Below are 20,464 nucleotides of genomic sequence, written 5' to 3' on the forward strand. Positions count from 1 at the left end.
TCGATAACTCAGATCGCCTTCACCGCCGCCGTCGGGCCCTGCGTCCACAATCTTTCCAGATTGTAGAATTCGCGCACCTCGGGTCTGAACACGTGCACGATCACATCGCCGGAATCGATCAGCACCCAATCGCAATTGGGCAAGCCCTCGATGTGGAGGCTTGTGATTCCGGTTTCCTTGAGACCCTTGGCGACATTTTCCGCGATCGCGCCGACGTGCCGGTTGGCCCGGCCCGAGGTGACGATCATGTAATCGGAAAATGCGGATTTGCCGCGAAGGTCGATGGTGACCGTTTCTTCCGCCTTCATATCGTCGAGGCGGGAGAGGATCATATTCAGCGTCTTGTCGGCGTCGGGTTGCGCCTTCAAGGCCGCGGCTTGTGTCGATGTTTTACGCGCGGTTTTAGGTGCCTTGGGTAAAACAGACTTGGACAATACAGATGTGGCCAGGGACCATTCCTTTCACTGTATCGCGGACACCGAATCCTTCGGCCGCCCGCCCGCTATATTAGGCATGTGGGGTTAATGGTTTCAATATTCCAGTGAAGGCTATCACTCACTTTGTCCTCCAGCTGCCGTCCGGGTTCCGAAGCCCGGTCGATGACAGGCTCAATTTCATGCCGGTGAGAAAGACCCAGGCCGGCGCGCGCCGGTCCGCCAGCCTGCCGGCCTGATTTTCAGGCAGCCGATAGCGCGCCAGCGCCTGGGCTGCGGGCGCGGCCAGTGCGCGAAAACTTTGCGGCGGACGGTCGATCACGGCAATCGGCACCTCGGAGGCGATGCGCCGCCAGTTCTGCCAGCGATGAAATTGCGCGAGATTGTCGGCGCCCATGATCCAGACAAAACGCAGGCCGGAAGCACGCCGGCGCAGGTAACTGATCGTGTCGACGGTATACCGCGTTCCGATGACGGATTCGAGACAGCTGACGTCGATGCGCGGATCGTCGGCCATTCGGCGCGCGGCCTCGGCGCGTTCATCGAGATCGTGCACTCCGCCGGGAGCCTTCAACGGATTGCCCGGACTCACCAGCCACCACACGCGGTCGAGCTCCAATCGCTTGATCGCGAACAGGCTAATGGCGCGATGCGCGACGTGAGGCGGATTGAACGAGCCGCCGAGCAGGCCGATGCGCATGCCGTTGGTGTAGAGCGGGATGGCCTGAGAGAGCGATTGCGACGCGACTGGAGTTTGTTTCAACTCAACCACCGCATGCACAAGACTTTTTTGTTTGACGCGTTTTCATCACGCCGACCGGGTACCACCCCGGATCGCGTCCGGGGCAGACTTTCGCTTGAAAACGCTCTGGCCTTCACGGCCGGGTCTGCCCGGTGCCGTGGACGCGATATTTGAAGCTGGTGAGCTGTTCGGCGCCGACCGGGCCGCGGGCGTGAAATTTCCCGGTGGCGATGCCGATTTCCGCGCCGAAGCCGAATTCGCCGCCGTCGGCGAACTGGGTTGATGCGTTATGCAGCACGATCGCCGAATCGACCTCGTTGAGAAATTTGCGGGCGGCGGCTTCGTCTTCCGTCACGATCGCGTCGGTGTGGCGCGAACCGTGGTCGTGAATATGCGCGATCGCCTCGTCGACGCCGTCGACCACTTTCGCGGTAATGATCGCGTCCTCGTATTCGGTATCCCAGTCTTCATCGGTGGCCGGCCTCACCCTGTCGTCGGCGCGCTGCACGGCGCTGTCGCCCCGTACCTCGCAACCGGCGTCGATCAGCATCTCGATCAGCGGCTTGAGCGTCGTCGACGCGCCGGCGCGATCGACCAGCAAGGTTTCGGCAGCCCCGCAGACGCCCGGGCGCCGCATCTTGGCGTTCAGCACGATCGACTTCGCCATTTCGAGATTGGCCGCGTGATCGACATAGACGTGGTTGACGCCTTCCAGATGCGCGAACACCGGCACCCGCGCCTCGGCTTCGACGCGTGCGACGAGGCTCTTGCCGCCGCGCGGCACGATCACGTCGACGCCGCCGTTCAATCCGCTCAAGAGGAGTCCGACCGCCGCGCGGTCGCGGGTCGGCACCAGCGTGATCGACGCCTCGGGCAGACCGGCTTCGCGCAATCCCTGCACCAGACAATCGTGGATCGCGCGGCAGGACCTGAAACTGTCCGAGCCGCCGCGCAGGATCACCGCGTTGCCGGATTTCAGGCACAATACGCCGGCGTCGGCGGTGACGTTGGGACGGCTTTCGAAGATCACGGCGACGACGCCGAGCGGCACCCTGACGCGCTCGATGGTCATGCCGTTCGGACGCTGCCAGCTCTCGGTCACGACTCCGATGGGATCGGCGATATCGCGCACGGTCGCGACGCCGTCGGCCATGGCATGGATGCGCGCCTGCGTCAGCATCAACCGATCGATGAAGGCGGCGCTTTCGCCGCTGGCGCGAGCTTCCGCGACATCCTCGGCATTGGCCGCGAGGATCGCGGATGCATTGGCGCGGATGGCGCTCTCCATCGCATCGAGCGCGCGATTTTTCTGCTCGGGCGGCGCAAGCGCCAGCACCCGCGCGGCGGCGCGTGCCCGGGTCGCAAGCTCGGTCATCAGGGCCGGCAAATCGACGGTTCCGTCGATTGCCTGCAGCGGTGCGCTCATGGCGGTTCCAGTTTCAGTTAAGGTCATGTGCTAGCACGGAAATCCATGTTTTGCGAGGCGCCGGGGGCATGGCTGGCGAGCGGGCCCGATCTTGCGGGGGGGGGGGGGTGTGACCGACGCCGGCGGCTCGGTCATTGGCCTAGCTGGAGGAGGACAATGCGCCGCTCGGGCCGACCACGAGATCGTCGCGGTGGATCATTTCCGCCCGCCCGCTGATGCCCAGGATCGCCATCACATCAGGCGAGGAACGGCCCTTGATCTTCTCGGCGTCCTCGGCGTCATAGGCGACGAGGCCGCGGCCGATCTCATGAGTGTCAGGCCCGCGCACCACCACCGCGTCGCCGCGGGCGAATTGGCCGTCGACCCGGATCACCCCCGCCGGCAACAGGCTCTTGCCCGCGCGCAACGCGCTCACCGCGCCGGCATCGATGGTCAGCGTGCCCCTCGGCTCCAGGGAACCCGCGATCCATCGCTTGCGCGCGGTCACGGGATTGGCCGGGGTCAGAAACCAGGTGCAGCGCCCGCCGTCTTGTATGGCCTGCAGCGGATGCTCGATCTTGCCGGACGCGATCAGCATATGCGTGCCTGCCGTGGTGGCGATCTTGGCCGCTTCGATCTTGGTGTGCATGCCGCCGCGCGACAATTCGGATTCCGCGGCGCCGGCCATGGCCTCGATATCGGCTGTGACCGACTCCACGATCGGAATCAGTTTTGCGTTCGGATTACTGCCCGGCGGCGCATCGTAGAGGCCGTCGATGTCCGACAGCAGGATCAGGAGGTCGGCACTCGCCATGGTGGCGACACGGGCGGCGAGGCGGTCGTTGTCGCCGTAGCGGATTTCGTTGGTGGCCACCGTGTCGTTTTCGTTGATGACCGGCACCGCGCGCCATTCCAGCAATTTGGCGATGGTCGAGCGTGCATTGAGGTAACGGCGGCGTTCCTCGGTATCCTGCAGGGTCACCAGAATCTGCCCGGCGCCGATGCGGTGATGGCCCAGCACCTCCGACCAGATTCGCGCCAGCGCGATCTGTCCCACCGCCGCCGCGGCCTGGCTTTCCTCGAGTTTCAGGGGGCCGCGCGGCAGTTTGAGGCGGCTGCGGCCGAGCGCGATCGAGCCCGACGACACGATCAGCAGTTCGCGGCCCTCGCCATGCAGCCTGGCAAGGTCGGCGGCCAGCGCCGCGAGCCACGCCGCCCGGACTTCGCCCGCATCGGAGTCGATCAGCAGCGACGAGCCGACCTTGACGACGATGCGGCGGAATTTTTTCAGATTGGGGCGGGACATGCAGTAAGACTTTGCAGCAAAGCTTCTCGGCAGGCTAGGTCGTTTGCGGCGCCCAGGGCTCGGCTTGCGCCACGCCCTTGGCCTTGATCGACACCGGCGCCTCGCCAATCACTTCGACGAGCGCCCGCAGCGCCTCTTTCACGCCCTCGCCTGACACGCCCGACATCAACAGCGGCGTTTTCTTCGCGGCGCGCTTCAGCCGGTCCTTCTGCTTCTTCAACTCGTCCGGCGTCACGGCGTCGATCTTGTTGAGAGCGACGAACTCGATCTTGTCGGCGAGCTGTCCCTCATAGGCTTCGAGTTCGGTCCGCACCGTCTTGTAGGCCTTGCCGGCGTGTTCGCAGGTCGCGTCCACCAAATGCAACAAGACACGGCAGCGCTCGACATGGCCGAGAAACCGATCCCCCAGGCCTGCGCCTTCGTGCGCGCCCTCGATCAGGCCGGGAATATCCGCCAGCACGAATTCACGGCCATCGGCATTCACCACGCCGAGTTGCGGATGCAGCGTCGTGAACGGATAGTCGGCGATCTTCGGTTTCGCCGCGCTGACCACGGAGAGGAAAGTCGATTTGCCGGCATTGGGCAGGCCGACCAGGCCGGCATCCGCGATCAGCTTCAGCCGCAGCCAGATCCAGCGCTCCTCGCCCTCCTGGCCGGGATTGGCGTTGCGCGGGGCGCGGTTGGTGGACGATTTGAAATGCGCGTTGCCGAAGCCGCCATTGCCGCCTTCGGCGAGTACGAATTTTTCACCGAGCGCGGTGAAGTCGTGGAGCAGCGTTTCGCGGTCCTCGTCAAATATTTGCGTGCCCACCGGCACCTTGAGCACAACAGGTTTGCCGTTGGCGCCATGGCGGTCCTTGCCCATGCCATTGGTGCCCTTCTGGGCCTTGAAGTGCTGCTGATAGCGATAGTCGATCAGGGTATTCAGTCCATCGACGACTTCGATGATGACATCGCCGCCGCGGCCGCCATTGCCGCCGGAGGGTCCGCCGAACTCGATATACTTCTCGCGGCGGAACGCCACGCAGCCGTTACCGCCGTCGCCGGAGCGGATATAGACTTTTGCCTCGTCCAGAAATTTCATGGGGCATAGGTAAGCCAGAGGCGCCGACGCGGCAACCTCTGAGCTTGGTAAATATTGATAAAGTTCAATATTTTACGGCACTCACGGGCCTCCGCTAGGTGCAGCTCTATTGGGGCTGGGGGCGGCGGCGAATGAGAAACCTCTGCGATCCTTCCAGCACCAGCTCGCGGCGCTGGTTGAACACGGTCGAACGCAGGGCCACCACGCCGGTCAAACGGCCCGGCACCAACTCTGTCACCTCGAGCGCCGGATAGATCGTGTCGTCGGCAAACACGGGCCTTAGAAACCGGCTCGACTGTTCGAGGAAACCGACCAGCGATTCCTCCACCATAAAGGGAAACAGCCCGGCTCCCGGCGCGGTGTGGATCAGCGTCTGGAATCCGTGGGCGAGCAGGTTCGGCATGCCGCGGGCGCGGCCGTATTCGACGTCGTAGTGCACCGGATGGGTATCGCCGCTCGCGCTCTGAAAGGCCGCGAATACCGCCGATGTCATGGTGCGGCTGGGAATGACAAAACGCTCGCCGAGCGCAAAATCCTCGAACCAGCGCTGTTGCGGCACCATGCGATGGCTTGCGGGATCGAACTCGGCCATGGCGGATTTCCTGCGGGACATTTTCGCGAATGATGGAATATCGGTATCGCAGGGGTGCCGGTGCGGCAATCGATTCCGCTCAATTCGTCATGCCCGGCCTTGTGCCGGGCATCCACGTCTTTAAAACAGCGCGGCACAAAAGACGTGGATGGCCGGGACGTCTAGCGCGAAGACGCGCTTCGCGCTTTAGCCCGGCCATGACAAGCATGGTGCGAACCCGCGGTTTCACATGAGTCTGCTCGCAAAGATCTCCAGCACCGCCGACGAGCGCTCCGCGCGGCTGGCAGGCATCGGCCTGATGGTGCTGTCGGTGTTCATGTTCTCGTTCGGCGACGCCACGGGAAAGTTCATCGTCGCGACCTATTCGGTCGGGCAATTGCTGTTGTTGCGCGCCTGCGCGGCGCTGCTCGTGCTGTCGCCGATGATCTGGCGGAGCCGTGCCGAATTTGGCCGGCTCGAGCGCCCCTGGCTGCAGCTGCTGCGCGTGATCCTCTCGACGCTGGAGGTCGCGGCGTTCTTCCTCGCAACGGTGTATCTGCCGCTCGCCGACGTCATCACCTATTACCTGGCCTGCCCGATCTTCGTGACGGCGCTGTCGGCGATCGCGCTGCGCGAGCGCGTCGGCTGGCGGCGCTGGAGTGCGATCCTGATCGGATTCTGCGGCGTGCTGATCGCGTTGCGCCCGTCGTCGCAGACGGTGAGCTGGCCGGCCATGATCGCGCTCGGCGGCAGCATGTCCTTTGCGGTGCTGATGCTGATCACGCGCTCGCTGCGGGCGACGCCCGATATCGTGCTGGCATCGTCGCAATTCGCCGGGACCTTCGTCCTCGGCGCGCTGCTGTCTCCGTTCGGCTGGGTTCCACCTGGTCTCGGGAGCCTGGGTCTGTTCGCCGCGGCCGGCTGTATTTCGGTGTGCGCGCTGTTGTGCGTCAACCGCTCGCTCAAGCTCGCGCCGGCAAGCGTCGTGGTACCGTATCAGTACTCGATGATCGTCTGGGCCGTGATGTTCGGTTATGTGGTGTTCGGCGATATGCCACAAATGGCGACGATTTTGGGCGCGGCCATCATCATCGGCGCGGGCCTTTACATTTTCCTGCGCGAGCGAAAGCTCGGGCGCGGCGAGGAGGTCGTCAGTCCGCCGGTGTGATCAGTGGCGTGAACCTGCAACGCAAAGTGGTCGACGAGCGCCCGCATTGGAGCGTGTTCCGGACTCAAAGTCGGCCGTTGCGCGCGCAGCGTATCCTCGAGCTGCCTGATCTGCTGCGACAGCGTGGGCTGGGAGACATGCAACGCCTCGCCGCGCGTGAAATTGCCTGATCGGCGATCGCGACGAGGTAGCGGGCGTGGCGCAGAAGCATAAGCAACGCCTATGGAGTCCGTAAGAACATAGTCTTGGAAATTATGTCGGCCGTGGCCCAACTACCCAATCATCGAAAGATTGATGAGGGCCAAGCCATGAACGACCTTGTTGCTGGATTTTTGAAGTTCCGCGAGACGGGATACCAGGAACGGACCGAGCTGTTCCACCAGCTGGCGCATACGCAGTCGCCCGGGGCGCTGTTCATTGCCTGCTCGGACAGCCGCGTCGTACCCGAACTGGTGACCCAGCAAGAGCCGGGCGAGATGTTCGTCATCCGCAATGCCGGCAACATCGTGCCTGCCTATGGGCCGGAGCCGGGGGGCGTCTCGGCCACCGTGGAATATGCGGTGGCCGTGCTGGGCGTGCAGGATGTCGTGATCTGCGGCCATTCCGACTGCGGTGCCATGACGGCCATCGCCAAGGGAAAGGACCTCGGCCATCTGCCGGCGGTCTGCGACTGGCTGCACCATGCCGACGCCGCCAAGGCGATCAATGCGCGCCAGCATTTCCGGACTGAGCACGAAAAGCTCGACGCGCTGATCCGCGACAATGTTGTGGCGCAGCTCACCAACCTGCGTACCCATCCCTCCATCGCGCTGGCCCTGAGCCAGGGCAAGCTGCGGCTGCACGGCTGGGTCTACGACATCGAGACTGGGCAGATCGATGCGCTCGAAGGCGCTACCGGCCGTTTCGTGTCGCTCGCGCAGTATCCCGACGCCTGCGCTGTGACGAGCGCCGGCGAGCACGCCCCGCGCGCCCTGTCCGGCCGTGCCTGAACTTGAACCTTAGTCTTCTCCAAGCAAACCGAAGTCTTCTCCAAGCAAACCGATGAAAGGATATTAAAATGTTGCAGACCCAAGTGAACCAGAAAGCGCGGATGGAACTGGCCGAGCGGGCCGTTGCCATCAAGTTGCGCAAAGAACCTGTCATTCGAAAAGATTGCCGAAGGGACCGGCCTTAACGTCGAGTTCGTCACCGCAGCCATTCTCGGGCAGCACCCCCTGCCGCCGGCGGCTGCCGCGAAGGTCGGCGAGCACCTTGATCTTGACCAGAGCGACATCGCGCTTCTCGAGACCATGCCGGGGCGCGGCAGCCTGGGCGCCTCCATCCCGACCGATCCGACCATGTATCGCTTCTATGAGATAGCGCAGGTCTACGGCTCGACGCTGAAGGCACTGGTGCACGAGAACTTCGGCGACGGCATCCTCAGCGCCATCAATTTCCGAATGAGCATCGAAAAGGTCGAGGACCCGGACGGCGGACACCGCGCCGTGATCACGCTTAACAGCAAATATCTTCCGACCAAGCCCTGGTAGCAGCGAGGGAGATCCGCACGCGGTCCCTCCAAACCAAGAGCGACGCACCACGTCGGTGCAGGTGCGTGTAGTCGTCCGCTTCAAACCCGCCGAAAGCAACATCAAGGAAAGAGCCATGATCCCAGCAAAACTTCGAAAATCAATGAATCGCCGGACGTTTTTGAACGCGTCTGCAGCTGCCGCGGGCGCGATCGCAGTCAATAGCCAGTTGAGTGAGCGGGCAGTCGCGCAGTCTGTTGACGAGTCGCCGACATTTCGGCGTCCCAGGACCATTATTCCGGTGCCAACTCCTTCGCCAGAGTTTCAGCAAGTGGCGGCCGGGGTTCCCGATACCAAGATGACCCGTGAGGCGACCGGGTTACTGCGGGAATTCAGCACGCCGGTGTTGATCAACCATTCGCATCGCGTGTTCTTCTGGGCAAACGAGATGGGGCGCCAGACGGGACAGAAGTTCGATGTGGAGCTTGTGTTCATCTGCGCGGCCTTCCACGATTTGGGTCTGCTCAGGAAGTTTAGTAGTGCCACTGACCGTTTCGAAGTCGATAGTGCGAACGCGGTGCGTCAGTTTCTCGAGCATCATGGCGTGCCCAACGCCCGTATTCAGACCGCCTGGGACGCGATATCGCTTCACACCACGCCTGGCATTGCAGCGTACAAGCCGTTGGAAGTGGAACTCCTATACAACGGCGTAGCCCTGGATTCACTCGGCGTTGGGTACGAAACCTTTCCCGTAGACGTTCGCAACAGGGTGGTCAGCCAGTTTCCGCGAGTCAATTTCAAGCAGGAAATCGCGGAAGCGTTCTTTCATGGCTTTGAACACAAGCCCGAAACGACTGTGTATACCTGCAACGAAGACATCTGCTCTCATTTCATCCGCAACTACAAGCACAGCAACTTCTACGATCAGGTTCAGAACTCGCCGTTCCCAAACTCTTAGCGTCCGCGACCGCGCGGTCATCGACCGCGGCTCCAAAAAAATAGCTTCTTGCCTGCCGGCAACACAATCCCGGCGCTGCAGAGTCGTGGCGTCGTGCTCATGGCCTGCCACAACGCGATCTGGGAAGTGACGTGAAAGCTATTGGCAAAGGACGTGAACCCCGTCGGCTCTCGCACGAGGTGGTCGCAGTCGATCGCTAAACTACGTGAACTCTACGCCTAACAACGATGGTTTAACTTCTTATGGAGAAATGCAATGTCGAAACTTGGTATTGTAGGAGCGACGGCCCTGTCGCTCGCGTTAGCAGTTACAACCCCGGCCTTGGCCGTGGGGCTCTACGGCGGCGTCAGCGGCGGTGCGGTGCACGTCGCCAACAACGGGCTCCGCAGTGCTCGAGCAAGCATCGGCTCCGGGGTATCGAGCGCTGATGCTGCCTATTGCCGCCAGCGTTGGGCGTCTTACGACCCGGCGTCCGGGAAGTATATGGGCGACGCTGGTAACTGGCGTCCTTGCCCATAAAAGCAAGAAAGAGCAGTTCAAGCTGCTCTTTTCTTGTCATCGTCGGCCATATCGTGGTTCCGACCGCGCTTCTGATCGAAACGGATTACTCGCCCCCGGTGGGGCTGCAACTTGCGATCTGTCTGCCGCTGACGGTGGTCTTGTCGCTGGCATTGCTGCAACCGGTGAAAGGCGCAGTCGTCGGGCTGCAATGGGCGCTGCGCATGCACGGCTTTGACGACAATGCACCTGAGGGCATTCCGCCGGCGTGACTTCGCGTTGCCGGCAAATTTGGACGAAGACAGAGGAGGATTGACATGTTCGGAGAGATTTCACGGCGGAGCATCATGGCCTTAGGGGCAAGCGCCGGTATCGGACTCGGTCTCGGGTCCATCAGCACATCCGCTCTGGCAAGAGCCGCCAAGCTCCACGTGCAGGCACCCTATTGGTATCGCTTCAATGTCGGCGAAGCGGAGATCACGGTCGTGTCCGATGGCTGGCAGATGCTCGGAGATCCGTCAAATTCATTTCTCGGGGTGCCAAAAGACGAGGTGCGCAAAGAGCTGACGGACAACTTCATGAACCCGTCGGATATGAATATCGAGCTCAACTCCTTCGTCGTTAACAGCAACGGCAAGATGGTTCTGTTCGACACCGGGCTCGGAACTTCAAAAATGTTCGGACCCAAGGGCGGGTTGCTTGCAAAAAGCCTCTCGGATGCCGGGATCAAGCGCGAGGACATCGACGCCGTTGTCATCTCGCACGGTCATATCGACCACATCGGCGGCATCGTCGATGAGAGCGGTGCTCTGATGTATCCGAATGCGCAAGTTTACATGAGCCAAGCCGATTTTGATTACTGGACTGACGAACGACAGATGGACTCGCCTTGGAAGAAGGCGTTCATCATCCACGCGAGAAAGAACCTACTGCCGGTTAGGGATCGACTGATATTTTTCAAGGATGAGCAGGAATTTCTGCCGGGCATCACGGCAATCGCGGCGCCAGGCCACACGCTCGGGCACACCATGTTCAACGTGGAGTCGAATGGTCAGTCGTTCTTCTTCGTCGGCGACGTCTCGCATCATTCCGTGCTGCTGATCGAGAATCCACGCATGGAATTTCTCTATGACACGGATGCCAGGCAGGCGGTCAAGACGCGGCTCAAAATGCTCTCGTTCCTCGCTGAAAACCGAATTCCAATATTGGCCTATCATTTCGCGTGGCCAGGGTACGGTCACTTCGTGAAGCAGGGCGAAGGATTTCGTTATCTGCCCGCGCCCATGAACATGAACCTTTAGTGGGATGTACGCGCCGGGAGCGGTGGTGATTTCCCATTCTGATGAGACGGGCTCAGCCGACCCACGATGTGCGAGGAGGGTGTCACGCTCCCCAGTCCCACGCCTCCAGCATCCGAAGAAAAGCTCTGCTCGCCGCGCTGCGGAAAGCCCCGTCGCGCTGGAGCAGCGAAACCGTGCGGCCGGCGATCGGCGGGCGCAATCGGATGGCCTTCAGGCCGGGCACTTCGCGGGCGGCGGCTTGGGGCATGATGGTGGCGAGCCCCCCGCCGCGCAAAATCGCCACGACGGACCCGACCGAGTTGGAGTCGACAGCGATCCGCGGCCGCGCGTTGTTGGCGCGCAGGTAACGATCGATCGACTCACGCGTGGCGAAGCTGGAATCGAGCAGTGCGAGGTCGATGTTCTCGAGTTCCGTGACGGCGAGTTCATCGTGGATGAAAGCGGGATGGCCGGCATCGACGACGAGACAAAGCTGTTCGTCAAAGAGTGGCTGGGCGATGACATCCGCCGACTGCACTTCGCCGAAGGCGATGCCGAGGTCGAGCGCGTCCTCGGACAGGGCCGCCTCCATTTCCGTCTGGGCAATCACAGCGACCGAGATCGCGATGCCCGGATGCAGCCCATGGAAGCGCCTCACCAGCGGACCGACCAGATAGGTCGTGAAGGTCGGCGTGAAAGCCAGACGGAGCGTGCCGGTCTCGAGGTTCTCTACATCCCGGATGGCCCGCCGTCCGGCCTCGAACTCTCGCAGCGCTCGGCGGGCGTGTTCGATATAGGCCTGGCCGGCATCGGTCGGTCTGACGGTCCGCCCCGTCCGGTCCAGAAGCTGGGTGCCGAGCATCTCCTCAAGCTGCCGGATCTGCTGCGAAAGTGCGGGCTGGGAGACATGCAACTCAGCCGCCGCGCGAGTGAAATTGCCGTGATCGGCGATCGCGACGAGGTAGCGGGCGTGACGCAGAAGCATAAGCAACGCCTATAGAGTTCGTAAGAACATAGTCTTGGAGATTATGCCGGCCGTGGCCCAGCTATCCAACTGAAAGATAGATGAGGGCCAAGCCATGAATGACCTCGTTACTGGAATTTTTGAAGTTTCGCGAGACGGGATGCCAGGAGCGGACCGAGCTGTTCCACCAGCTGGCACCGGCGAGACCGTTCTGACGCAGCCGTCCGGATCCATCTCTTCACACGACATCTCGATGCCATCCACGTCCCAACACCCGCCGCTCACGCGCCAAATGACGCTGCTGTTCGCCTGCGCGTGCGGCGCCATCGGCAGCAACATCTACTACGCGCAACCCCTGCTGGTCGCCATCGCGCAGACCTTCCACCGCACGCCGGCGAGCCTGGGCTTTCTGGTGACGGCGACGCAACTCGGCTACGCGTGCGCGCTGCTCGCGATCGTGCCGCTCGGCGACGTGCTGGACCGTCGCAAGCTGATCGTCCGCCTTTTGGCGCTGAACGTGCTCGCGCTGGTCGCGATCGTCGTGAGCACGAACGATTGGGTGTTCCTGGCGGCCAACGCCTGCCTCGGGGTCACAACGGCATCCGCTCAGCTGCTGGTTCCGTTCGCGGCGTCACTCGCCAGCGAGAAAACGCGCGGGCAGGTGGTGGGCACGGTGATGAGCGGCCTGTTGACCGGCATCGTGCTCACACGCTCGGTGTCGGGCGGCATTGCGCAGGCAAGCGGCTGGCGGGCGGTGTTCGGCGTCGCCGCGCTCGTGACGCTCCTGCTGACGCTGCTGCTTTCCCGCGTGCTGCCGAACGACCGCGGCGGGGGCCGCGTCGAGTACCGCGCTCTGATGGCTTCGCTCGTCACCCTCGCGCGCGCGAACCCGACGCTCGTCATGCGCTCGCTCTACGGCGCGCTGGTGTTCGCGTGTTACAATATGGTCTGGACCGGCTTGACCTTCTTGCTGACCAAGGCGCCATATGGCTATTCGGAAGGGCTGATCGGGCTCTTCGGCCTCGTCGGCACCGCTGGAATGCTGTCCGCGAGGTCCGCCGGACGCCTGTTTGACCGCGGCCACGGCAATGCGGCGACGGGTGCGTTCGCGTGCATGGTGCTCGCGTCCTTCGCCCTGGTCGCGATGGGCGGGCATTCGCTCGTTGCGCTGCTGGCCGGGATGGTGCTGCTCGATGTCGGCGTCTATGGGCTGCATATTTCGAACCAGAGTGTGATCTATTCGCTCGCCGGCGACGCGCGCAGCCGCTTCAACACGATCTATCTCACGAGCTTCTTCATCGGCGCCACGGCCGGGTCCAGCATCGCCAGCATGGCCTTCGCCGGCGCGGGCTGGCCGGGCGTGTGCCTGGCTGGCGCGGTATGCGCGGGCGTCCTGCTGATGCTGTGGCTCGGCGCGCAACGCTTCGGCCGGCAAGCGCTGTCGCTTCCCGCCGGCGATTGAGCGCATCCGCTTCGGCGCAACGTGGCGAAGCTTGGTGAGGGCGGCGATCGGCGCAATCGCCGGGCTCGCTCAGTCATCCGGACGCGCTCGCGGGTATCATGCGAGACATGCAACGCCTCGCCGCGCGTGAAATTGCCTGATCGGCGATCGCGACGAGGTAACGGGCGTGGGGCAGAAGCATAAGCAACGCCTACAGAGTCCGTAAGAACATAGTCTTGGAAATTCTACCGGCCATGGCCCTACTATCCAATTGAAAGATTGATGAGGGCCAAGCCATGAATGACCTCGTTGCCAGAATTTTTGAAGTTCCGCGAGACGGGATACCAGGAGCGGACCGAGCTGCGATCAGCCCTTTTGGACAGATCGAGGAGGAAAATAGGATGTCGCCGCCAACCAGGCCTCAACGCGTAGCAGGCCTCCGGTCTCGCGCCTCTCGCCGCATGGAACGCAAGCACGCCGAGCAGGCATTGCGCGACATGCAAACGAACCTAGCGCATGTCGCGCGCATAACAACCCTGGGCGAGCTGACAGCCTCAATCACCCATGAAGTGAACCAGCCGCTCGGCGCCGTCCTCACCAACGCCGAGGCCTGTCTGCGCTGGCTCGACCGCGCAACTCCTGACCTGGACGCCGTGCGGCGCTCGGTAGAATGGATTATCGACGACGGCAAACGGGCGAGTGAGGTGATCCGACGCGTCCGGGCGCTCGCGAAAAAGACTGAAATTGAGAAGGTGCCACTCGACGTCAATGACGTCGTCCGGGAGGTCGTGGCCCTGGTGCAGCGTGAGCTGGCCAGCCATCGGGTATCGTTGCGAATGGAGTTGGCTCCGGCTCTACCCCTGATCCTTGGTGATCGGGTCCAACTGCAACAGGTGATGATCAACCTGGTGATGAACGGCATTGAGGCAATGCAATCGGTCACGGACCGGCTGCGCGAACTGGTGATCCGATCCCGTCGGGACGAGACACGCCGACTGCTCGTAAGTGTGACGGATGGCGGCGTCGGGATTGCCAAGGAGGATGCGGAGCGTCTCTTCGACGCCTTCTTCACCACCAAACCCAGCGGCATGGGCATGGGCCTCTCGATCTGCCGTTCGATCGTGGAGGGTCACGGCGGACGTCTGTCCGTTTCCGGCAACGAAGGCCCCGGTGCGACGTTTCAGTTCACCCTGCCGGTGACGCTTTTTGCGGCATAGGACTCAAACAGCGCCGTCCCGGCGCTCCTGGACGTCGCGCCGGCGCGATGTGACACTTGACCAGGCTCAAAACGAGCTATCTTCCGCTATCTTGCAACGACCCGCGCTCTCCGCCAACCGCGCGGCAGAGGCCCGAGGTCGCGCTGCCAGATCCTGCCGTCGTCGAACTGAATCCGCATTCCGTCGGGTGAATAGACGGCGCTCTCGTTTCGCGCCTCGATCCAGATCCGACCGTACGGCGCAGCCAGATCGGGCCACGCACGGTAAGATTCTCCGGTCTCAGTCACAAGGTTCAGGTTCCATCCATTCTGGGTGACGAAGGCTGGACCGCCTACATGACCATCACGGCAATCCTGGATGCACCTGTAAGTGCCAGTGAGGTTGATCGATTGCGCCGAGGCGCCGCTGGTGAACGCGACGACAGCGCCAAACACGCCAATAACAAGCGGCAAACATCTCATCGGATCACTCCTACAAGGTCGGATTAGTCTTATTGCGTGGTAGCCGGCTTCTCCTTTATCCTGAAGAGGTTGCGGGGGCGCCGGGTACCTCTGCCTGGCGCCTTCGTGCCTCCTCACCGTGCGAATGACGCTGACGGGTCAGCCCTTCAATGGCGGGCCCTTCCGCGACATAAAATCCTAGCGCCGTTAAATCCTGACGCCGTTGTTTGTTCCGGGGCGCTTACACCGGTGCTTGATCCCTGACGTGAGACAGGTTCCAGAAAATTGGTTCCCACTTTTCCGGATGATCCTCGCTTCACTCCATCAGGCTAACGTCGTTCGCAGTTATGGTCGCGTCAGGCTGGCCGCAGGTTCAAGGATAAGTCCAACTCTTGCCGGTGACATCGCCGGGTGCCCTCAACAAATGGCAGCCAGCCTGACCAGCTTGATGGCGTCTGAATCATCGGACATGACGTTCCGCCGCCGGCACGGGTGTACCAGCCCGGCAAAACAGTTCGTCAGGCAAAGGTGTTTCAAACGAAGGAGTGTCGCCCTCCGGCCGCGGGCCTGGCGCAATTTTTCGTTGAACTTATTCAATAAACACTTGGGATCACGGCCTCAGCCCAGGCAGCCCTTCGCTTCGGACGCCATCAAGTCATTTAGCGCCCGGCTCGGGCCACCACGTTGGCCGCCAGACCTTCCCAAGGCCTGACCATCTGTGTGGCAAGTTTGCCGTAAAGTTCACAAATCTTCTGCGACCCGGCGACAAAGTTCGCAACAGACTGCCTTGCGAATTCGGTCTGAACCTCAATGGCCTTGTCGAACGACCGCACACCCATGAGCTTCTCTGCAAAGGACCTGCTCTCCTGCAACGACTTCCTGGTGTAGTCCACATAGGCATTCGCAATGGTCTGAACGCTGACCGGACCATCGTTCGCCGGTGCGGCTGCGCCGATTGAGAGGGCATCCGCCGGTGCGGCTGCGCCGACTGAGGGGGCATCCGCCGGTGCGGCCGCGTCGATTGAGAGGGCATCCGCCGGTGCGGTTTCGCCGATTGAGAGGGCGTCCGCCGGTGCGGCTGCGCCGACTAAAGGCCCATTCGCCGGTGCGGCTGCGCCGTTCGTGGGGGCGTCAGTTGATGCGCCCATTTGGCTGATTCGATCTTCATCCCGCGGATCGAGCTCCGGGCTTTGCTGTGGTTCAGGTTTCGGGCTCCGCTGAGACGCCTTCTGGCTGCGCTGGCGGGGCTTCGCGGTTGGTTTTTCCTTATGCGTGGTCGTCATGGTTGAACTCCGTTGAACGGCGCTGTTACGAATCAAACGTCTAGACTCCGCCATGTTTGCGATAGAATCGCGGTTCTGGCTTGTTCCTCGCGCGGCGTTGATGTGGTGAGTGGTAATCTGAATGGGGCGGGCGGCTGACGCCCTCGTTTATGACTTCCCGAACAAAAGCAAGAACCGGGCCGGATGCGCGCTGGAGGGGCCGTCCCCGCGGCGTGTTTGCCGCTCTCACCGCGATTGTTCGCGAAAATCGACGTCGAAAATATCAACTCCAACGTGGCGACATTCATTCGCACGCTCGTTGTTCTCTTCAGCTTCGTGGTGTCGTTGCCTGCCACCGGCCAGTTGGTGCAGCCCAGTACGATTTCAGGACGAACGTGGACCTTTCTGATTCGATCAGGCCTCGGAACCGGAGCGTCGCGGCTGTGCTATTTCCGCGCCCCGAACCCGGGACCGGCATCTCTGGTCGCGCCGGTCGACATACTCAACGTGGTGTTGGTCGTCATCTTCGGTGTGCTCGCTTTCGGCGAGCGGCCTTTTGGTCGAGCGCGTCATGTTGACTATGCACGGATCGCTTCCAATCTACCTGCAACAACGGCCTCGATGCGCGCGCGATTCCGTTTGTTGCCAAACCCGGAAATTGCTGGGTCATTCAAATGATCAAATGGGCAATGCTGCGTACGTTCCATTCACGGTTTCATGATCGGCGGAAGAGAACCTTAAATAAAGATTTAGGATTTTTTTCGCACAGAGCAGCCATATGGACCTGAAGGAAAGACAAGGACCTCAGGAGGCCCTTGGCGCGAAGAAGACCTTGGACTCATCCAGGGAAAAGTGAAACTGCAAAGACTGGAAGAGAAAATGACAAAGCTCTTAATGGTCACAGCCGCGATCGTCACGCTGAGCATCGCAACGGCCAACGCCAACGGCTATTCGGCCCGCCAACGCGCCACCCGCGTCAATGCTGCCGATCAAACTTACGTTTCCAACGGTTCATTTGATTGGCGCCATGAACGACCATACCGGCAGGTTCCCTGGTATGCGTATAGCGAAAGCGGCCACTGTTTCGTTTGGACACCGAACGCCTATCATTACGCCTGCGATCCCAACGCCCGCTACTGAAGCGTTGGCGACTCTCCCGGCGGTTGAGCATTGGTTCGAACCGAGCGCGGTGCCAGACCTCGGATCAGTCCTGATCCGGGAGGATCCATAATTTGGCCCCGTGGTATACATTATTCCTGATTGTTGCTGAAATGCCACAATAATGTCTTAATGCGACATTTGTTGCCGCACTGCAAGATGTTGTTGAAAAGCAACACAATTAAAGCGCGAATTCAATATTTTGCTCGCAACTGCAACAACTTATGGCCTGAAGGGGTCATATTGACGGTATCCCTTAACGTCTCCAGCCTCGCGGGTGGCTCAGTTAGAGCCGTTCTAAAAGGGGATGGCGATGAAAAAATACAAATTAGGGGTGGCCGCTGCCGCGGTGGCGGTCGTTACTCATTCTGCTCCGGCAGCTGCCGACAAGCTCGATCAGGTACTGGACCGGCTCGCGGCGATCGAGCAAAGCAACGCAAACTTGGCCAAGGAGAATGCCGCACTCAGGGCGCGGCTAAATCGCGTGGAATCGACAAAAGGCGCGGCCCCGGCCGTAGTCCTGTCTGCCCCCTCCGGCCGTGTGGCCGGCGCCCCCGCGACCGGCGGTGCACCGGTACCGGTGAAGACCTCTGTATTTGATCTGGACGCCAACGGGCACGGCTATCTCGAGCACAAGCATGGCGACCCCCTGACATTCTACACGCCAGGAGGCGAGATCACTGCCTACGGCAATCTCGATGTTTCGATCGAGGGCACATCGAAGGATGTCCAGCCCTTGAACTTGAACGGCGCCACGGCACCGGTCGGGAATTTCGGATGGATGCCGGCAATCTCGACGAACCTTTCCTATCTCGGTGTTCGCGGCTTTCAACACCTGCCCGGCATGGAATCCAACTTCCTCTATCAGCTCGAACTCGGTTTCGATATTTCGGCGACGCCCGGCCTGAAGGAAACCAACAGCAATGTGAGCAACACCGTCAACGGCGCGCTGTTCAACCGCAACACCTTTATCGGTTTAGGATCGCCGGAGTGGGGCGCGGTCAAGATCGGCAAGACGGATGCGCCATACAAAAACTCGACGGCCGCGTTCAACCCGTTCGCGGGCGAGCTCGGCGACTACAGCGTGATCATGGGCAATACCGGCGGCGATAACCGCGTCGAATTCGGCACCCGGCTCGATCACGCGATCTGGTACGAATCGCCCAGTCTGGGCGGCTTCCAGTTAAACGCCTTGTTTGCTCCGGGGCAGAATCGGGATACCGACAGCTCCAACATCGCGGCCGGAGAATCCGATTGCGCCGGCGGTAACGCCCCCCAGAGCGGCGGCAATCTGCCCGTTGCGTGTAACGACGGCTCCTTCAGCAACGCCGTCAGCGCCAATCTGAGCTACACGCACGGCCCGTTCTACGCCACTGTAGCCTATGAACGTCACGAGGCGGTCAACCGGCAGAGCGATATCACGTCCATCTACGGCATAGTCCCGACGAGTGCCGTTGGGCAGACGCTGTTCGCCGAGAACGTCGCGGCCGAAGATGCCCTCAAGGTGGGCGCACTGTATCATTTCTCCACCGGCACCACGGTCGGCGGTATCTTTGAAATGATGCATCGTTACGTTCCGGCCGACCTGGCATTCCAGAACGAGCGAAGCCGCAACGGCACGTGGATGTTCGTGAGCCAGGAACTGACCAACATCGACAGCATCCATTTCGGGTGGGCACACGCGTTCACGGCTCAAGGCGATCCCGGTCAGCACAACAGTTCAACGCTGATGACAGCTGACGGAGCCACCTATGCGCCAAACCTGAATGCGGCGGACATGGTGACGGCCGCGTACAAGAGAAAGCTGAGCCCGAACCTCACCTGGTACACCGCGGTTGCGGCGACCTTCAACGGCTCGAGCGCGCACTACGATCTCGGCGCGGGCGGCAGAGGCGTTACGACGGACTGCCACGACGCTTTCGGGGCGGATGGTGGCTACGATTCAACGCCGCACTGCTACACCGGCACCACGATCGTGGGTATCTCGACCGGCGCTTCCTGGAGGTTCTAGGCGACGAGAACGATCTTCTGCAGCGAACCCATCGCCGGTCTCGGCAATGGGTTCGCTGCGGTTTTGACATGTCTGCATCGATCCCCAATGCCTACCGCAATGTTCCCAGACGAAAACGCCGGTGCATCACGCCGCCGCTTGCGCGATGAAGTTGCGCACAACTGCCGACGTCTCTCCTCGCCGATACGCCAGAGCGAGCCGGGCTGTCGCCGCTTGTCCCGCGATCGGTCGATAGGTGACGCCGGAAACTTGCAGTTGGCTCATCGACGCCGGTACGATCGACACGCCGAGTTCCGCGGCCACGAGGTTGACGACTGACGCGATCTGTGGCGCGAACTGGCCGATGATCGGCTCGAAACCGGCTGCCCGGCAGGTGTTGATGATGCTGTCGTAGAGCGTGGGGCCGACCACGCGCGGAAACAGCAGAAACGGATCTTCCTTCAGGGTCGCAAGCTCCACTTCTTGCTGTGCCGCGACAGGGTGCCTAATGGGGAGCGCCACCATCATCGGCTCCTCCGAGAGAAGCCGGAGCTGGAACGCTTCGCTCCCGGCGGCGCCGGGCCGCAGGAACGCAACATCGAACGACCCGTCCTGCAGGCCGGCCACGAGCCGTGTGGTGTTGGCCTCTTCCAACAAAAGCTCGACGTCGGCGTAAGCGCGCCGGAAGGCCCGGATGGCCGACGGCACGACCGCGTTGAACGCAGCCGACGCCGTGAAACCGACGCGAAGCGATCCCGTCTCGCCGCGCGCTGCCCGTCGTGCAGCCTTGATCGCCCGTTCAGCGAGCGTCGGCATTTCCTTCACGCCTTGCAGGAAAGCCTCGCCCGCTGCCGTAAGCTCTGCGCCATGGGGGACGCGGTGAAACAGCGGCGTTCCGATCTCCGCCTCCAGATCCTTGATTTGCTGGCTCAGTGGCGGCTGCCCGATCCCAACCTTAGCCGCGGCCTTCGTGAAGTGCCTCTCCTCCGCGACCGCCAGGAAATAGCGGATGTGACGCAGCTCCATCGTCATCTCCAA

At 61.8% G+C, this 20,464-nt stretch carries 21 protein-coding genes and 2 pseudogenes; 12 read left to right on the top strand and 11 right to left on the bottom strand.

The window, feature by feature from the left end:
- Positions 1-8: 8 nt before the first annotated feature.
- The 6 genes from rsfS to B5527_RS42365 form a co-directional block, all read right to left on the bottom strand.
- Positions 9-368: a ribosome silencing factor gene (gene rsfS / locus B5527_RS42340; protein WP_079606797.1), complete on the bottom strand. Its 360-nt coding sequence runs from the start codon at positions 366-368 to the stop codon at positions 9-11.
- A 187-nt stretch (positions 369-555) separates the two neighbouring features.
- Positions 556-1,197: a nicotinate-nucleotide adenylyltransferase gene (locus B5527_RS42345; protein WP_276329303.1), complete on the bottom strand. Its 642-nt coding sequence runs from the start codon at positions 1,195-1,197 to the stop codon at positions 556-558.
- Positions 1,198-1,309: 112 nt separating this feature from the next.
- Positions 1,310-2,602 carry a glutamate-5-semialdehyde dehydrogenase gene (locus B5527_RS42350; protein ID WP_079606799.1) on the bottom strand — a complete coding sequence of 431 codons (1,293 nt, stop codon included), beginning with the start codon at positions 2,600-2,602 and terminating at the stop codon, positions 1,310-1,312.
- A gap of 139 nt (positions 2,603-2,741) precedes the next feature.
- Positions 2,742-3,887 carry a glutamate 5-kinase gene (gene proB, locus B5527_RS42355; protein WP_079606800.1) on the bottom strand — a complete coding sequence of 382 codons (1,146 nt, stop codon included), beginning with the start codon at positions 3,885-3,887 and terminating at the stop codon, positions 2,742-2,744.
- Positions 3,888-3,921: 34 nt separating this feature from the next.
- Positions 3,922-4,971: a GTPase ObgE gene (obgE, locus tag B5527_RS42360; RefSeq protein WP_079606801.1), complete on the bottom strand. Its 1,050-nt coding sequence runs from the start codon at positions 4,969-4,971 to the stop codon at positions 3,922-3,924.
- 106 nt (positions 4,972-5,077) lie between these two features.
- Positions 5,078-5,563 (bottom strand): MaoC family dehydratase, encoded by a 486-nt coding sequence (locus tag B5527_RS42365; protein ID WP_079606802.1) that lies wholly within the window; start codon positions 5,561-5,563, stop codon positions 5,078-5,080.
- Between the two features lie 229 nt (positions 5,564-5,792).
- Here B5527_RS42365 and B5527_RS42370 point away from each other — a divergent pair, with 229 nt between their 5' ends.
- Complete coding sequence (locus B5527_RS42370; protein ID WP_079606803.1) at positions 5,793-6,710, top strand: DMT family transporter; 918 nt, start codon at positions 5,793-5,795, stop codon at positions 6,708-6,710.
- Here the strand turns inward: B5527_RS42370 and B5527_RS47960 are convergent.
- Positions 6,647-6,982, bottom strand: coding sequence for a LysR family transcriptional regulator (locus B5527_RS47960; RefSeq protein ID WP_197689252.1), 336 nt, complete (start codon positions 6,980-6,982; stop codon positions 6,647-6,649). The two genes, B5527_RS42370 and B5527_RS47960, sit on opposite strands and share 64 nt — an antisense overlap.
- A gap of 36 nt (positions 6,983-7,018) precedes the next feature.
- On the opposite strand from B5527_RS47960, the gene B5527_RS42375 reads away from it, so the two are divergent.
- The 6 genes and pseudogenes from B5527_RS42375 to B5527_RS42400 all read left to right on the top strand — a co-directional run bounded on the left by B5527_RS42375 (position 7,019) and on the right by B5527_RS42400 (position 10,975).
- Entirely contained in the window at positions 7,019-7,699 is a 681-nt protein-coding gene (locus B5527_RS42375; protein WP_079606804.1) for a carbonic anhydrase, read from the top strand.
- Positions 7,700-7,822: 123 nt separating this feature from the next.
- The gene (gene cynS / locus B5527_RS42380) at positions 7,823-8,239 is read left to right on the top strand and encodes a cyanase (protein ID WP_210199309.1); all 417 of its coding nucleotides are present in this window, start codon (positions 7,823-7,825) and stop codon (positions 8,237-8,239) included.
- Positions 8,240-8,354: 115 nt separating this feature from the next.
- Complete coding sequence (locus B5527_RS42385) at positions 8,355-9,176, top strand: HD domain-containing protein (protein WP_245332443.1); 822 nt, start codon at positions 8,355-8,357, stop codon at positions 9,174-9,176.
- A gap of 255 nt (positions 9,177-9,431) precedes the next feature.
- A complete protein-coding gene (locus tag B5527_RS47965) occupies positions 9,432-9,695 on the top strand; it encodes a BA14K family protein (RefSeq protein ID WP_079606805.1) in 264 nt (87 codons plus the stop codon).
- 32 nt (positions 9,696-9,727) lie between these two features.
- A pseudogene (locus B5527_RS42395) lies at positions 9,728-9,946 on the top strand (DUF983 domain-containing protein); the annotation flags it as partial.
- A gap of 75 nt (positions 9,947-10,021) precedes the next feature.
- The gene (locus tag B5527_RS42400; RefSeq protein WP_425305050.1) at positions 10,022-10,975 is read left to right on the top strand and encodes an MBL fold metallo-hydrolase; all 954 of its coding nucleotides are present in this window, start codon (positions 10,022-10,024) and stop codon (positions 10,973-10,975) included.
- 82 nt (positions 10,976-11,057) lie between these two features.
- Here B5527_RS42400 and cynR read toward each other — a convergent pair whose 3' ends face one another.
- Positions 11,058-11,939, bottom strand: a complete 882-nt coding sequence (gene cynR, locus B5527_RS42405; RefSeq protein ID WP_079606808.1) for a transcriptional regulator CynR — start codon at positions 11,937-11,939, stop codon at positions 11,058-11,060.
- A 271-nt stretch (positions 11,940-12,210) separates the two neighbouring features.
- Here cynR and B5527_RS42410 point away from each other — a divergent pair, with 271 nt between their 5' ends.
- Complete coding sequence (locus tag B5527_RS42410; protein ID WP_079606809.1) at positions 12,211-13,380, top strand: MFS transporter; 1,170 nt, start codon at positions 12,211-12,213, stop codon at positions 13,378-13,380.
- Positions 13,381-13,832: 452 nt separating this feature from the next.
- Positions 13,833-14,576: pseudogene (locus B5527_RS42415) on the top strand (sensor histidine kinase); the annotation flags it as partial.
- A gap of 86 nt (positions 14,577-14,662) precedes the next feature.
- On the opposite strand, the gene B5527_RS42420 reads toward B5527_RS42415, so the two are convergent.
- Entirely contained in the window at positions 14,663-15,037 is a 375-nt protein-coding gene (locus B5527_RS42420; RefSeq protein ID WP_079606811.1) for a hypothetical protein, read from the bottom strand.
- A 638-nt stretch (positions 15,038-15,675) separates the two neighbouring features.
- On the bottom strand, positions 15,676-16,299 hold the full coding sequence (locus B5527_RS42425) for a phasin family protein (RefSeq protein WP_154072804.1): 624 nt from the start codon (positions 16,297-16,299) through the stop codon (positions 15,676-15,678).
- A 234-nt stretch (positions 16,300-16,533) separates the two neighbouring features.
- Between B5527_RS42425 and B5527_RS42430 the strand changes: the two genes are divergently transcribed.
- The 3 genes from B5527_RS42430 (at position 16,534) to B5527_RS42440 (ending at position 19,447) form a co-directional block, all read left to right on the top strand.
- Entirely contained in the window at positions 16,534-16,956 is a 423-nt protein-coding gene (locus B5527_RS42430) for an EamA family transporter (protein ID WP_245332444.1), read from the top strand.
- 174 nt (positions 16,957-17,130) lie between these two features.
- Positions 17,131-17,418 (top strand): hypothetical protein, encoded by a 288-nt coding sequence (locus B5527_RS42435; RefSeq protein ID WP_154072805.1) that lies wholly within the window; start codon positions 17,131-17,133, stop codon positions 17,416-17,418.
- Positions 17,419-17,749: 331 nt separating this feature from the next.
- On the top strand, positions 17,750-19,447 hold the full coding sequence (locus tag B5527_RS42440; RefSeq protein ID WP_079607917.1) for a porin: 1,698 nt from the start codon (positions 17,750-17,752) through the stop codon (positions 19,445-19,447).
- Between the two features lie 126 nt (positions 19,448-19,573).
- On the opposite strand, the gene B5527_RS42445 is transcribed toward B5527_RS42440, so the two are convergent.
- Entirely contained in the window at positions 19,574-20,452 is an 879-nt protein-coding gene (locus B5527_RS42445) for a LysR family transcriptional regulator (protein WP_079607918.1), read from the bottom strand.
- Positions 20,453-20,464 lie beyond the last annotated feature (12 nt).

The sequence above is a fragment of the Bradyrhizobium erythrophlei genome (assembly GCF_900129425.1).
GTDB classification, from domain to species: Bacteria; Pseudomonadota; Alphaproteobacteria; order Rhizobiales; family Xanthobacteraceae; genus Bradyrhizobium; species Bradyrhizobium erythrophlei_C.

Coding starts and splice junctions, on each gene's coding strand:
- B5527_RS42350 (WP_079606799.1), bottom strand. CDS start 2,602: ATGAGCGCACCGCTGCAGGCAATCGACGGAACCGTCGATTTGCCGGCC.
- proB (WP_079606800.1), bottom strand. CDS start 3,887: ATGTCCCGCCCCAATCTGAAAAAATTCCGCCGCATCGTCGTCAAGGTC.
- obgE (WP_079606801.1), bottom strand. CDS start 4,971: ATGAAATTTCTGGACGAGGCAAAAGTCTATATCCGCTCCGGCGACGGC.
- B5527_RS42365 (WP_079606802.1), bottom strand. CDS start 5,563: ATGGCCGAGTTCGATCCCGCAAGCCATCGCATGGTGCCGCAACAGCGC.
- B5527_RS42370 (WP_079606803.1), top strand. CDS start 5,793: ATGAGTCTGCTCGCAAAGATCTCCAGCACCGCCGACGAGCGCTCCGCG.
- B5527_RS42375 (WP_079606804.1), top strand. CDS start 7,019: ATGAACGACCTTGTTGCTGGATTTTTGAAGTTCCGCGAGACGGGATAC.
- B5527_RS42385 (WP_245332443.1), top strand. CDS start 8,355: ATGATCCCAGCAAAACTTCGAAAATCAATGAATCGCCGGACGTTTTTG.
- B5527_RS47965 (WP_079606805.1), top strand. CDS start 9,432: ATGTCGAAACTTGGTATTGTAGGAGCGACGGCCCTGTCGCTCGCGTTA.
- B5527_RS42400 (WP_425305050.1), top strand. CDS start 10,022: ATGGCCTTAGGGGCAAGCGCCGGTATCGGACTCGGTCTCGGGTCCATC.
- cynR (WP_079606808.1), bottom strand. CDS start 11,939: ATGCTTCTGCGTCACGCCCGCTACCTCGTCGCGATCGCCGATCACGGC.
- B5527_RS42410 (WP_079606809.1), top strand. CDS start 12,211: ATGACGCTGCTGTTCGCCTGCGCGTGCGGCGCCATCGGCAGCAACATC.
- B5527_RS42420 (WP_079606811.1), bottom strand. CDS start 15,037: ATGAGATGTTTGCCGCTTGTTATTGGCGTGTTTGGCGCTGTCGTCGCG.
- B5527_RS42425 (WP_154072804.1), bottom strand. CDS start 16,299: ATGACGACCACGCATAAGGAAAAACCAACCGCGAAGCCCCGCCAGCGC.
- B5527_RS42440 (WP_079607917.1), top strand. CDS start 17,750: ATGAAAAAATACAAATTAGGGGTGGCCGCTGCCGCGGTGGCGGTCGTT.
- B5527_RS42445 (WP_079607918.1), bottom strand. CDS start 20,452: ATGGAGCTGCGTCACATCCGCTATTTCCTGGCGGTCGCGGAGGAGAGG.